14 protein-coding genes are annotated in these 14,159 nt (G+C 29.5%); 2 read left to right on the top strand and 12 right to left on the bottom strand.

What is annotated here, in order from left to right:
- Both ACH2BP_RS05550 and ACH2BP_RS05555 read left to right on the top strand, forming a co-directional pair.
- The coding region (locus ACH2BP_RS05550; RefSeq protein WP_395057819.1) for an ArdC family protein at positions 1 to 2,046 on the top strand (2,046 nt) is incomplete at its 5' end.
- 16 nt (positions 2,047 to 2,062) lie between these two features.
- A complete protein-coding gene (locus tag ACH2BP_RS05555; RefSeq protein ID WP_395057821.1) occupies positions 2,063 to 2,227 on the top strand; it encodes a hypothetical protein in 165 nt (54 codons plus the stop codon).
- Between the two features lie 59 nt (positions 2,228 to 2,286).
- Here the strand turns inward: ACH2BP_RS05555 and ACH2BP_RS05560 are convergent, their stop codons facing one another.
- From ACH2BP_RS05560 to ACH2BP_RS05615, 12 genes are all read right to left on the bottom strand, one after another.
- Positions 2,287 to 3,525 (bottom strand): DUF262 domain-containing protein, encoded by a 1,239-nt coding sequence (locus tag ACH2BP_RS05560; protein ID WP_395057823.1) that lies wholly within the window; start codon positions 3,523 to 3,525, stop codon positions 2,287 to 2,289.
- Positions 3,526 to 3,565: 40 nt separating this feature from the next.
- Complete coding sequence (locus ACH2BP_RS05565) at positions 3,566 to 5,701, bottom strand: hypothetical protein (protein WP_395057825.1); 2,136 nt, start codon at positions 5,699 to 5,701, stop codon at positions 3,566 to 3,568.
- A gap of 124 nt (positions 5,702 to 5,825) precedes the next feature.
- A complete protein-coding gene (locus tag ACH2BP_RS05570; RefSeq protein ID WP_395057827.1) occupies positions 5,826 to 6,902 on the bottom strand; it encodes an HNH endonuclease in 1,077 nt (358 codons plus the stop codon).
- Positions 6,903 to 7,397 (bottom strand): hypothetical protein, encoded by a 495-nt coding sequence (locus ACH2BP_RS05575; protein WP_395057829.1) that lies wholly within the window; start codon positions 7,395 to 7,397, stop codon positions 6,903 to 6,905.
- Complete coding sequence (locus tag ACH2BP_RS05580; RefSeq protein WP_395057831.1) at positions 7,342 to 8,406, bottom strand: DNA adenine methylase; 1,065 nt, start codon at positions 8,404 to 8,406, stop codon at positions 7,342 to 7,344. The genes ACH2BP_RS05575 and ACH2BP_RS05580 overlap by 56 nt, the downstream gene beginning before the upstream one ends.
- The gene (locus ACH2BP_RS05585; RefSeq protein WP_395057833.1) at positions 8,387 to 9,397 is read right to left on the bottom strand and encodes a DNA cytosine methyltransferase; all 1,011 of its coding nucleotides are present in this window, start codon (positions 9,395 to 9,397) and stop codon (positions 8,387 to 8,389) included. The genes ACH2BP_RS05580 and ACH2BP_RS05585 overlap by 20 nt, the downstream gene beginning before the upstream one ends.
- Entirely contained in the window at positions 9,394 to 9,720 is a 327-nt protein-coding gene (locus tag ACH2BP_RS05590; protein WP_395057835.1) for a helix-turn-helix domain-containing protein, read from the bottom strand. Before ACH2BP_RS05590 ends, ACH2BP_RS05585 begins: the two co-directional genes overlap by 4 nt.
- A gap of 277 nt (positions 9,721 to 9,997) precedes the next feature.
- Positions 9,998 to 10,549 carry a hypothetical protein gene (locus ACH2BP_RS05595; RefSeq protein WP_395057837.1) on the bottom strand — a complete coding sequence of 184 codons (552 nt, stop codon included), beginning with the start codon at positions 10,547 to 10,549 and terminating at the stop codon, positions 9,998 to 10,000.
- Positions 10,550 to 10,724: 175 nt separating this feature from the next.
- Entirely contained in the window at positions 10,725 to 10,883 is a 159-nt protein-coding gene (locus ACH2BP_RS05600; RefSeq protein WP_395057839.1) for a hypothetical protein, read from the bottom strand.
- Between the two features lie 2 nt (positions 10,884 to 10,885).
- A complete protein-coding gene (locus tag ACH2BP_RS05605) occupies positions 10,886 to 11,341 on the bottom strand; it encodes a DUF6934 family protein (protein ID WP_395057841.1) in 456 nt (151 codons plus the stop codon).
- A gap of 219 nt (positions 11,342 to 11,560) precedes the next feature.
- Entirely contained in the window at positions 11,561 to 13,363 is a 1,803-nt protein-coding gene (locus ACH2BP_RS05610) for an ATP-dependent endonuclease (protein WP_395057843.1), read from the bottom strand.
- Positions 13,364 to 13,547: 184 nt separating this feature from the next.
- On the bottom strand, positions 13,548 to 14,051 hold the full coding sequence (locus ACH2BP_RS05615; RefSeq protein WP_395057844.1) for a hypothetical protein: 504 nt from the start codon (positions 14,049 to 14,051) through the stop codon (positions 13,548 to 13,550).
- Between the last annotated feature and the right edge of the window lie 108 nt (positions 14,052 to 14,159).

The raw sequence follows: 14,159 nt of genomic DNA on the forward strand, positions 1-14,159 counted from the left end.
TTCACTATTGAAATACAAGATTTTATTAATGAATTAGGACTTAGTGGCGCAGAGCAAAGTATCATTTTACCCTCGTTAGAATATCAATCCGAACCCGATACAGAGGGCGGTTTAAATGGCGTTTCTCCCGATGATATTTACAGCTATATCACAGATTTGATTATCAATACCATTGAAAAGGTTGGGCATTTGCCTTGGCAAAAAGATTGGGTTGGTTCGGGAGCTGATGGAACAGCAAAAAACTATGTGAGCAAAAAGGAATATACAGGAGCCAATTTTCTGCTGAATTTTGATGTGAAATTTGATGAAGACGGTAAAGGGTATTTAGTGCCGATAAAGTTTATACAGCCTTATTATTTAACCTTTAATCAAATTAGGGAAACCAAAGCATCCTTAAAAAAAGACAGCAAGGCAAGACGTGTAATTTATTACACTATGATTTTCAATTATGACAATGGCTTATTAAAATTCAAAACTACCGACAAGGCAAAGTTTACCGAGTTTGTAAAATCTCACGGACTAACTAAAGAAGATTTGAAAGCGCATCTGGTAAAAATTCCAGTTATTAAATATTACAACGTTTTTAGGGCTGATGATTGTACAGGCTTAAAATTTCCAAGCGATAAAACAGATAGTAAAAAGGTCAATCCGATTGAACAAGCGCAACAACTTATTGACGGATATAAAAACCCACCTACTTATACTTTTGTTGGAGACAGAGCCTATTATCAACCTGCTACAGATACGCTCAATATGCCCAAAATAACAGCCTTCAACAAAGAGGCTTCGTATTACTGTACCTATTTTCACGAGCTGACCCATTCAACTGGAGCAGAAAAAAGACTGGGGAGAGATTTCTCTGGAAAGTTTGGTAGTAAAAATTATGCTTATGAAGAACTCATTGCAGAATTGGGAGCAGTCTTTATGTGTTCAGAAGCAGGGATATTGTTTCAAACAAAAGAAAACTCGGCAAAATATCTTAAAAATTGGAATACTGTTTTAGTTACTGAATTAGAAAATGATAATCGTTTTTTTCTCAAAGCTTCGGCACAATCTCAAAAGGCAGTCAATTATATTTTAAATAGAAATTCCGACACTGAAAAAGAAGAAGAAGAAAAAAACACAGCCCCAGTAAAGAAAGTAGCTGTTAAAGTTCCAGTAAAGAGACCCGCTAAAGTCAAAGCCAAAAGTAAAACTAAACAAGGGGCGCAATTGGATTTGTTCGCAGGATTGGGAGCAAAAGCCAAAACTAAAAAGGCTACTGAAGTAAAGAAAAAAAGAGTTGTGAAAGTACCAGGAAAAACCAATACTGGAATGAGTGAAAAACCACTTGCAAAGGATCGGAATAAAAGTTTAAATCAGTTAGAGAAATTAGGTTTTGTATCTGCCAATTCCGCACCAAAAGAAGCTAAAGATGTTTTTGTATTGGGTGGAGAGATTGGAAAGTTTTTGCAAAAGCAACAGCCACACAAGGCACTTATTCTGATTAAAGGAAATAAGCACAGTTCAAAATCACAGTTGGCTATGCAAATTGCCAATGCTTTTGGGGAACAACAAACTCCAGTAGCCTACATCGATTATGAGCAAGGTGGTATTGAGAGTAAAGACACGCTAGACAGCATTAACCGAAATACAACCGAGAAAGGAAGAAGATACATAGCTATAAAAGGTTATTTAGAAAAACCCTTTCAAGAATTACAGGATTTCTGTAAAGTGGTTAAAGTGATTATAGCGGATTCTGTTACGGATTTAAAAATTACAGCCGACCAATTGAATTTTTTAAGAACCACTTACCCAAAAGTAATATGGTGCTTCATATCTCAGGTAAAAGAAAATGGGGCGATGTATGGCGGTAACAAGATGGCGCACAACCCAACTTCTGTAATTCATTGTTCCTCGCATCAAGACCCAAAACAAAGGTTTGCCACACTTGAAAAAAACAGAGGAAATGACCTCACTTTTAAATACTCGATGTATTATAAAAAGGTAGTAAATGAGCCGACAGAAGCAAAAAGTAAAAGAAAATTATCGTTTAAAGTTAAATAATCTAAATTCAAAAATCATGGTAGCAAAAAAAACAAAACCGAAAGGTAAAAAAAGAATCTCAGCTAAAAAATTATGTAGTAGTGTAATTTCTAGGGATGGAGTAAAGAAAGATGGAACACTTAAAAAGGGTTTCAGATATGTAAAAGGGGGAAAAGTTGTAAAGGCAAAAGCAAAGAAGTAGTTTAAATTGTTTTTATTAAAAGAGGCGTATGACAGCTTTGTAACACGCCTCTTTTGTTATTATTCATCTTCTGAAAATTCTTCTTCACTCGGAATCTCTAATTCTGAATTTCCATGTATTCTATCATGGCATTTTGTGCACAGAATCATAATATTTTCGATAGTACTCTTTCCACCATCTGCGTATCTTTCTTTATGATGATATTCAGCATCTTTATAATCTTTAAATTCGCAATTACAAAGTTCGCAAGTTTTTCTTGTCGCAAAAATTGCAATTTTATCCTCATCAGATATTTGTCTTTTATCGTCGAGTTCAGCAATTTGATGTTTAGCTAAAAATTCTTTGATTAAAATATCTCTTCTAAGTGCAATTATTTTTTCTGACCAGCCACCACGAACATTATCATAGAATCTTTGATAATTAGGTTTTGATTTTCTAAAATCTTCATTGTAAATTTTACTATGAAAATCTATAATAAAATTTTTAAATTTTTCCTCTTGTCCTATTAGTGAATAACTCAATTTTAATTCCCTTACCATAGTATAAACAGCAAGTACCCATGCGTGTTTTTCTAAATGTCTATAATTGCCCGGCTTTGCAGGGAAGCATTTTTCAAGATAATTTAAAATCGAAATAGCATTTTTAAATTCTCTCGATTTTTTATCAAGAGTTCTATAATTATCAAAGAAATTATATAATTCTTGAGAGCCACATTGCTTCGCCCCAAATTTTTCGTAAAAAAGTATTCTTGCAGAATCAGGATAAATTCCATAACGATTTTTTGCTACACCAATTGATTCAGACATGAAAGAATGTTTTGCTAATTCACGCATACAATCCACTATTGTTCCTGGTTCAGCATTCAACCTTTCCCCAAGTGCCAATGGTTTACCTCTTTGTAACCTTGAAAATATTAATCTAACTCTTTCATCATTATAATCTTCCATAACGTGAAAATTCAAATTATAATTTAAGAAATCATCTTTATCATTATCTTCAAGAGCATTATCTCCATTAAAAGTTTTACCATCTTTTGATTTGCCCGAAAACTTTTCTGAAAGTTTTAATTTGTTATCATAGAATTGTGAAATACAACTTAATCTTTGTTGACCGTCAACAATATAAAATACTTTTTCATCTGAATTATAATTCATAAAAAAAATAGGAAGTGGCTCTACTTTTAGTATTGTATCAATTAAACATTGTTTATCTTCTTTAGACCAAGCATTGTCAGGTCGTTGGTATGTAAAATCTACTTTGTATTTATTTCTATTGTTTATAAATTGCTGTATTGTCATATTTCATGATTTAGATTTATCTCAATGAATGTTTTTGAAACTATGCCACAACGACACCCAAAGATGAAACATCATTGTATAACGTCCTTAAATGGTCTTCTGATAAATCCATTAGCGGTTCATACATAAATGAATTTAAGTGCAAGTTTTCTGCTGTCATTAGATTAACTCTGTCGAAAATTTCAATTTCATTTTTGTTTTCGGGAAATTCAGTTTTATACTGCCCAATAATTTTGCCAGTTTCTTTTGATTGAATATTAGCGTGAAAATTTGGGTTGGTCACATTGTTTATTATATAATCTTCTGCTTTATATCTTATAGCGATTGATAGACAAAGTTTTGATTTTAAGTCTAAAACAGCTTCATTTTTTAGAATTATATCCTCTGCAATGGAAATGACTAAATCATAAACTTTGGTGTTTACATCGGGAAGAGTTTCTGTCAATCCAAAAATACTATTAAAAATCGTTAAAACTTCCCCAGTTGTTATTTCTTTTGTGGCTTTTATACCATCTACCTCATTAACTGGTTTAATATGTAACAATGAAGTTAAAACAGAATAATTAGTATTCTTTGTTCCAATTGTATATTCTATTAAGTTCCTAACAAATGGAATACATGATATAAAAGACTTTTCACAAGAAGCGTAGTTTTTTCGGAGTAATGGGAAAACATCTTTTTTCTCGCCATCAACCAAGCTTACTCCCGTTGCATTTTTAACGGCTTTTAAATTGCCTTCCCAATTACTAACGCCTTCTAATCTTTTCTTTACAGTTTTATAAAAATCGAAGTTATGTGTTAATATTATCATTTTAAATTTTGGGTCGTCTGCAATGTCTTTTAAGTACTCTATTATGGCATACTTGTTTTTATAGTCAAATGAATCCGCTATATCATCAATTATAATTAATTGGTCTAAATCTATTTTTTTTCTAGTTTCAATTTGAAAGATAATATTTAGAAGATAAAATACTCTTTGCTCACCTGTACTAAGGCTTTTATTAATTTCAACTCCACCAAGGTCTTTACTAGAAAGTCCATCTTTATATGTAAAAATCAAAGAAGCTGGCTCATTTTTTAATATAACATCTTCTTGATTTTTGATTTTAATTTCAAAAGGAACCGTAAATCTATTTTTAAATATATCGAGTACCTTTAACCATTCAGATTGCTCTTTTTTTGCTTCAATAGTGATTTCATTTCGCCTTGTTTTTGTTTCGGCATACAGCTTTACAAAAACATCAAATTCACTTTTATGATTGGCAATGTAATTTAGAATTAGTTTCTTTTTAAAGTTCTCTAAATCAATAAATTCCTTTATGATTTCTTGGTTATCCTCTACATAGCTTCTGAAATTGCGCAGTTCGTTATTTGCGTTAAGTGCTTTATCGATTTCGTTGAATTTTGAAGTTAGTTCAGGGTCATTTAGAACTTTCTCTTTTTCGGCTTTTATTACAGTTTCTAGTTCATCAATATTTCCAATTTCAACATCTTTAATTTTGACTTTATGTTCGGCTTTAAAAAAACCATTTTCTTTTAATGATTTTGTAACATTGTCGGCATTATTATGGTTAAAATCTCCTTTTTTAAAGAAGGTAGTATTTTCATTTACTAACTTGTCGTAAACTGTAATATACTCTCTAATTTTGGTATTAAATGATTTCTCTTTTAAAAATTTATAAGCTTTGTCATTAAAAATTTCATTAAAAACTATGTTGGAATATAATGGAGTTTCTATTTCTTTAATTTCTTCTGCTCGACTTTCTATAAAAGTGTAAATATCTGTTTTGAAAGTTTGCTCGATAGTTTGCTCAATTAGGTTTTCTTTTATACCAAAATAAGGCTGAATCATTTTTATAATTTCCTTTTTGGTATCGTTTAGTTTTATATTAATTGTGTCAAACTCTTTTTTAAGTTCTTCGTTTGCCAAAATAGTTGATGCCTCTTTAAAGTCAACATCTTGCATCCGATTAATAACAAATATTTCTTCTTTTAGAATATCTCTATTGTCAACCTTTACAGATCTATGATTTATTCTTTCTGTAAATATTCTGTCTTCTGAAACTTTCTCCAATGAAATGTCCTCAAACGTTTTTGCAAAAGAGGATTTCATCGCTCCATTTGGAGCATAAATGATTTGCACTTTTGATTTTGTGAAATCAAATGTGTGTTGCATTTTTTTTATCCCGTAGCAATTTTCAAAATGTATTTTTAATTCATTCATAATTATTTCAGATTATTCTAGTGAAAGAGCTTTAGTATTATAAAGAACTAAGGCGAAATTTTCTAGCACTTCTCTTTTAGGCATACTTGTATCTTTTTTCAAATATTTCGTTTCTATGATATTCTAAATATTCTAATCTTTTCGCATTAATAAATCTATTGTCCAAAGAATAATTTTCTATAAAGTCCTTAACTTCCTGTTTTAGTTGACTTGAGAATATTATTTTTCCAGTATCGCTAAAAGTAATGTAGCCAAGGTCAAATAATGAATCAATGTTTTTGCTTAATAATATGCCATTATTTGCATCATAGGCTTCATTTTCATCACATCTAAAGAATGGTTTAATATGACTTGCAATTAAAACTGGATAAGCTAACTTCTCAACCATACATTTTGTATCTTCAAAATGATAAATACTTTCTTCTTGAAGTTGGTTTTTGTAAAGTCTATGTAGATATGGATCTCTAGCTTTTCTTTCTTCTTTTAACTCGTCCCCAAAAATGCGTTTAGCATCTTCTTCAAAATACAATTCCTCTCTGACAAAAACTATATCATCAAGTTTATTTAGTGAGTTATATAGATAAGCAACTTGATTATATTTTCTTTCTACAAAACCAATCTTATTAGCCATAAAATCATACCTTTTCAATTCGTCTTTATCTAAATATCCTTTTTCAACTTTTTCAATATCGACAAGCATCAATGCTATAATTTCACTTCTTGATAGTTTGCCGTTTTCAATTAACGTTTTAATCAAAAAATTCATTTGATGTAAATTTGATTCATTGTTTATTGAACGATTAAAACTAGAATATGAATAAACAATTTTAGATAAAAGCGATTCTCTTTTTTTATTGGTTTTTGCAGACAAATACTCTAAAGTATCCGAATTATAAGAAAGCAAAAATGAATTTATAAACCCCATTTTCACTAATTGATTGATGGCTTTTCTTATAGAAATTAATTCAATACCTAGTGCGTGTTGTATTCTCAATTGTAGCCTAGTATATTTTTCTGGACTGTATTCCTCATTTTTATATTCATCAATGAAATCAACGCAGATTTTCAAAGTAGATAAAAATTTATCTCCATTATAATCTGTAAAGGCATTTGTTAAACTCCAATAATCTTCATAATTCTGTGGTGCACTCATTTATTCAAACGTTTCGGTATTAATTTCTTTTAAAATAGATAAAGGAACTTCATAGTATGGTGCTCCTTTATTTTTTTTGATAGGGTATTTTTTTATATCAGTGGGCTTAATAAATCCCAATATTTTTATCTCATTAGGTTCAACAGTTTCATTATACTTTACACCAATATAAATATCTTTAGGCTTATCATTAACATCATGGATTTTAGGCATTAAATATTTAAAATAGTTTTGCGTTGCTGATTTGATTTCAACTTTCTTGCCATTGATTAATAAATCATAATCATCAACTATGCCCGAAGTATCTAATCCTTTTGCTTCTTTGTCAACTTTAAATTTTTCAGATAACCATTTTGCAGTTAGCATTTCACAAACAATTCCTCTCCAGGCTTCAACTCCGTCATATCTCCAACTTCCCGCATCGATTTTCTCAAAAGCTTCAATTTGCTGTTTCGCAAATTGTTTGCTCTCTTCTGTTACTTTTAGTATTATCATAATTATCATTTTTTATGATGAAAAGAAACTCCATGTTTACTTTTTTATTTTCTTTTCCAGTGATTTTATAAACGTGGGGCTTTTCAACAAGTTGAATATTACTCGAATATTTTTCTAACAACTCGATAAGTTGTTCTTTGCTTGGGTATGAAGAATTATTATAGCTTAAATACCAATATTTAAAATTGTTTAATTTAGAAAATAACTTATCAAATAATTCAATTGATGATTTTTTGTCTATGAAATTATTTTCAAATGCTTGTAATTTCTTGCTTTCAATGTATTCATCCAACATACCATAAAATCCAAAATAATTATTCATTGTTCCTGTATAAGGAGGGTCTAAATATATTATATCGGCTTCAACAGAATCTATTATTTTAAACACATCTTCGTTTAGTGATAAATTCTCTTTTTTATTATCAAAAACAGCGTTGTTATATTCACCCATATTCTCAAGAAAATGTGATTTGAATGTTTGATTATGGTATGCTCGTTTTCTCTTATATTTTTCATAGCTATATTCTTCATCTCGTAATTGCTTTATTTTTTCCCAATTAATATTAAATCGAGAATAGGGCATCTTACGAATCATAGCTCTTCGCATTAAAATTAGTGCTAAAGCTTTTTTATAGTCTGAATCTAATTTTTCGATATTTCCTCTGTATAAATCTAATTCTTTACATTCATTAGGAAAGAAAAATACTTCTGAATAATTTTTAAACATAAAACCTTCTTTCGGTTTACCCGAAAAAATTAATTCTACATCTTCATTTGACAATTGAACAGAATTATTTTCGATTAGAGCTTTCGATAATAAATAATTTATTCCTAAAATATCATTGGATATTACTTTCAATCCTTTGATTTTTGATTGATAACTGACAGAGCTTCCTCCCGAAAAAGCATCAAAAATACTTTTTGCATCTTTTGGAAAGTAATCGGTAATCCATTGTGCAATTTTTTCTTTATTGCCAATAAAATTAATTTTAGGAAATTTGTTTATCATCTTTCATCATTTTTTTAATTGTTAAAGCAATTTCCATCGCCAAAACTGGCGGTACAGAATTCCCTACTTGTTGTTGTTGTGAAATTGTAGAGCCTTTAAAAACAAAATCAATAGGGAATGTTTGAATTGATGCTAATTCTCTAACTGTTAAGGCTCTGTTTTGAGAGTAATGAAAAATCTTTCTCATATCTCCTGTTACGCAAACTGCGGGTTCAGTACTTTTGTATCGTATATACTTTCTAACATCACCACTTTTAGGGCGTAATGTTTCAGGAATTTCATTTCTGTTACCTCCATCTGAAACATAGCTCATTTTTTCAAGCATTTGTTCTGAATGCTTCATCGCTATATGATTAGCTATTTTTGATTTTTCTCCTGACTTTAGTTTGGGAAGTCTGTCAATCGCATCTTTAACAGATGTATATTTCTCTACTTTTTTGTCGGGAAATATTATATTATCTGAAATTCTATTTCCAATAAACAAAACCCTATTTCTAACTTGTGGAATTCCGAAGTTAGCGGTATTAATTACTTTACAATCAACGCTATAATTTAATTTTTTGAATAATTCAATTATTTCCATTTTAGTTTCGCCTTTGTTATGAGTAAAAAGCCTTGCTACATTTTCCATAACAAAGTACTTGGGCTTTACAATTTCTACAACTCGTGCAAACTCTCTAAATAATTGATTTCTTGGGTCTTCAATGAATCGTCTGCCTATATTTCCAGCGATACTAAAACCTTGACAGGGAGGACCGCCAATTACGACATCAATATCCATTTGATTGGTTAAAGATTTTATTTCTTGGTCGGTAAGTTTTGTAATATCTTTTTGTACAAGATTATGTGTTGGGAAATTTGCTTTGTAAGTTTCACAAAAACTTGGTTCTATATCAATAGAAAAAATATTATTGAATCCCTCTTTATCGAATCCTAGAGACATTCCCCCAGCTCCTGAGAAAAGGTCAATATAAGTTAGTTTACTATTCATAAATCTAAATTTATTTGTTTAGAATTTACTGCACGTAAATATTTAACTTTCTCTTCGGCAACAAGTAATATCTCTTCCGAACAATTTGAATTATAAATCTTTTTAGCAATAAAATCACCAAAAAATTCTTTTTTTAATTCGTCAATATTAATATTAAATGTGTCTGAGAGTAACACCAATCTTTTTTCATCAAATTCCCTTTTACCATTTTCAATTTTACTCAAATTTGCTGAATCTAAATCAAGTTTAGCTGCAAGTTGAGTTAAAGTTAAGCCACTTTCAATTCGTAGCTTTTTAATAAAACTACCAAAACTTTCTTTCATACGACTTTTATTTTCTGACTTTTATTTTCTGACTTGTCATGTTGTGACAAAAATATATGATATTTTTTTAATCTGAAACATTTTCAGGTAATTTTTTTGTGTTGGCTGATTGCTTTTTGAGTTTAAAAAAAAATGAATGTCATTTTTTCAACTGATTTACAGGAAATCATCAATTTGTTGTACTTATGTTGTACCAAATCATTTTTATTTTATAAAATACCAATAAAATCAATACTTAACAGGGTTAGTTATTCTAAACGGTTGTTAGCAGTAGTACTTAATTCATTATATTTTCAAAATTCTGTTTTCCAATTTTTCCTTTCTCATAATATTCTTTTATTTCATTTCTAAACATTTTTATGTTTTCTTTTTTTGTTTGCAAAAAGTAATATTTGTCAATTTTGTTTTTAGTTGTTATCTCAATGTAATTTTTTAATCCGTTTGATCTTTTTGATTCTAATGCGGATATTTTGCCATTAGATTGTCCACGGTAATAGTAATGTAAAATGCTAACTTTCTCAATTTCGTTTATTAAGTATGTTTTAGAGTCACAAATTATTTTATCATTTTCAATAGTTAAGTAACCAGAGTAAATTCCATTCTCAAGTTCGTATCTGAAAAGATTCGTGTAGATTAAATAAAATATGAAGTATAAAAACGTTACTACAATCAAAAATACATTTAGCAAATCTAAATTCTCAAAATTTTCAGGAAATATCTTCTTTGAGAAATGAACCAATGAAATTACAGCAACAAGAAAAAGTAAAACTAAAGTTGTTTTGTGAAATGCAATAGTGTTTTTAGGATGAAATATTTTTAATTTTTTCATTTAAGTATTGATTCTGTTCAGTTCCGAGAGTATTACTGCTAACGTTCTGGCACTACAGCGGGTTTGGGACTAAATTAAGCCCATTATTCGGATTTGCCAAATCTTCCAAATACAAGACCAACTTTAAATTAAGCCAAATGCCCAAATTGCTTGTAGCGTGTGTTAGCAGTAGTGTTTATTTTTTTATCGTAACTTTCGGCATACCTGCTTTAGCCAAAATTTCGTTTGCTCTTTTCAATTTTTCAGGAAACAATACTTTTCCTTTAAATTCTTCCAATTTTTTGTCAAAAACAATAATCGGAACTTTCGATTGATTTAATTGGTCTATTGTCATAACTATAATATATTTTCTTTTTTTGTTAATAAAAATGCTTCGTAATCTTCTCCGACTATAAATTTATCCCATTCTCCATTATTATTTAATCCGAAAACTTTGAAATCTTCACTTATTTCAGCAAGATTATTTGTAATTCCCATTCTGTATAATCTTGTTCTAACGTTTGTGCTTCCAGTTGCTAAAATCCATGCTTTGGGATTTTTCTGTGTAAAAGCATAAACAGTGGATGCAACTGTTGCTAAAACTTTTAAACTATCTCCATTATTCGTAACAGAAATATCGCTTGTTGTTTTCGTTTTTTCATCATAATCAGCAAATCCTAAATTGTAAACATTTTCAGTTCCAGTTTCAGTAAATTCTACTATTTTTTTAATTAGCCCTTTTGGTCCTTCACTAATAAACTCATAGTAACTCATTGAAGTTTCTGAACGATATTGATATTTAGGATATTTCATTTATTGTTTTAAAATTAACAAACAAAATTATAAAATATTTTCTATTGTTTAGGTTTCTGTATTTTTTTTAACATTACTGCTAACGTCCCCGCGCTAAAAGCAGTTTGGGACTAAATTAAGCCCTATTTTCGGATTTGCCAAATCATCCAAATACAAAACCAATTTCAAATTAAGCCTAATACCCAAATTGCTTGTAGCGTGTGTTAGCAGAAGTATCTTTTATATGTAATCACCGAAAATTTCAACCATTTTAACTTTCCAATTTTCGGGTAAATCATCCCAATTTTCTCCCCATTCTAAAGTTTTTTTATAAGCTTTATATGGTTTTTCATAAGTTGCATTGTAATTTAATTCTTCCTCGACATTATTTACCATGTACACAATTCTGCCGTTACCGTTAAGAGCGTCAATTATTGGTTGATTAAATTTTTCTGCATTAGGCACTGCGGAGTCTTTATCATGAACAACAATTGGATTTATTCCCATAGAAGTAAGATATTTTACTAACCCAATAATTGAAGCTTTTCCACGTGCTTTAATAATTTCAAAATCAGATAAGATTCTTAGATATTTTAATTTGTCCAATCTTTTTAATGTTTCTTTTATTAAAATATCTTCAGTATCGCCTTCAATTATTACTACATGTTTAGTAAAAAATATTCTAGAGATATAATTGTCAATTTTCAAAAGCATTTTAACATAATCTTTTTGATTTTCTTGCAATTCTAAAAACTTTTCAGAAACACTGAAACTATTACAATCAACGTGATTACCGCAATCAAACATTCTATTCAAAACTTGCTTAGGTTTCCTAGATATATCTATCAGATAAGGCGAATGAGTAGAAGAAATTATTTGTGCAGATTGAGAACTTAACTCATAAATTGCATCTCTCATTTGATTAGCTGCACTAGGATGAAGATATGTTTCAGGTTCTTCAAAACATATTATTATTGACCTTGCATGTTCATCTTCTTTTTTTGAAAGCCAAAGTTGTCTATATCTTAACATGCCAAATACAGCTGCTCTAACCATACCTGTACCTTGATTATCTACAGAAGTTTTTATATTACTAGACATTTCAACATTGAAACTTGGTTTTAAACTTGAAGGGTCGCTTAGGCTTGTAGTTGCATGAAGTTTTGAATCTGGAAAAATGGATGAAAGTACATTATTTAATTCAGTCATCATTTTACCAAATTCAGAATTATCATCTTTCGGGTCAAGTTCCTTTACTAAATTATCTAGATGAATTTGTGCATTTTTAAAATGTTCTGAATGTTCACGAACTGTTTGAAAAAGTTCACTTAAGGTTGTACTTAAAACTCCACTTCCTGCTCCTTGAATTTCATGAATTCCTACATCAATTGGAATAAGTAAAAATCTAGGAAGCATTTTTAATACATTTCCTGGTATACCACCTGGATTTTGAAACCAATTCTCTTCTTCTGAAATTTCCCAAATTTCATCAATTAGGTCTAGTTTTTCCAAAGCACTTTTACTTTTTCCAATGGTACTTTCTAACTCAGGGAAAAATTCTTCAATTATTTCTTGTGATAATCCATTATTGATATAGTCTTGAGGTTTTTTACATTCTACAAATTCTTCTTTTATACTTCTAATTTTAGATTTAAATTCAATAATTACATCTTTTCCTAATTCATAAGTTTTACGATAAGTTACTGAAAGACCTGTTTCTTCAATATCTGCAGGAACTGCATAATTAAAAATTCTTCCTTTAAATCCTCTCCAAGTTTGCGCTTCAATAGGTAAATTTCTAAATTCTGCTTCTAAAATAATTGTATTAGTGTCAACTTTGACTTCATTAGTTTCTTCATCAAGAATTGAATGATAATCACTTGAACTCAGTTGTTTTTTTCCTGATAAAAGTGTCTCGATTGCTTTAATTGTCGAACTTTTTCCACAATTATTTTGACCAATTAAAAACGTTGCATCAGCGAATAAAATTTTAACATTTTTCAGTCTTTTAAATCCTGAAATATTTAAGGAATGTATTTTCATTTGTTAGAATTGAGTTATTGAATTCTCTGATTTTGTGGTGATATTTCTGCTAACGTTCTGGCACTACAGCGGGTTTGGGACTAAATTAAGCTCTAATTTCGGATTTGCCAAATCATCCCAAATACAAGACCATTTTTCCATTAAGCCCAATGCCCAAATCCGTTGTAGTGGCTGTTAGCAGTAGTTATTTTTTTATTCTAATTAGTCTTAATATTAGTAAATCCACTTTGGATTCACTTTTTTTATTATCATATTCAGATTTCCATATCAAACTATCATTTTTTTTAGAATCAATTCGAAACGAATGTCTTAATTTTCTATTATAGTACAAATTTAAAATCTGATTTTTAGAGTCGAATTTCCATTTCCATTTTCCGATAATTTTAGAAACATCCCAATTTTCAACATTCAAATTCTCAACAGTTAAAATCCCGCTACTTTTAAAATTCAATTCTGTTATATTTCTATTGTTATTTTGTTGAAGTTTTATGTAAGTTGCATTCAGTTTTTCGTTTTCGCTATTAAATTGTAGAATTTGAGTAAGTGAAATTGTATCTGAGGTATAAAAATTTTGATTTTCATTGTCAGCAAACCATTCTGTTTTTTTGAAATCAGAATTTTTTAAAGACTGTGCCTTTAGTCCAAAAGCACAGATAAAAAATATGGTTGTTATTATCGTTTTTTTCATAATTACTGCTACTTGTATATACTCGCTACAAAGTAGCGCATATACACCCATATTTGGGTAGATTGTCGCTACTCTTTAGCGATTTCCTCTCCAAATATACTTAAAAAT

It is taken from the genome of Flavobacterium sp. (genome assembly GCF_043756175.1).
Classification (GTDB): domain Bacteria; phylum Bacteroidota; class Bacteroidia; order Flavobacteriales; family Flavobacteriaceae; genus Flavobacterium.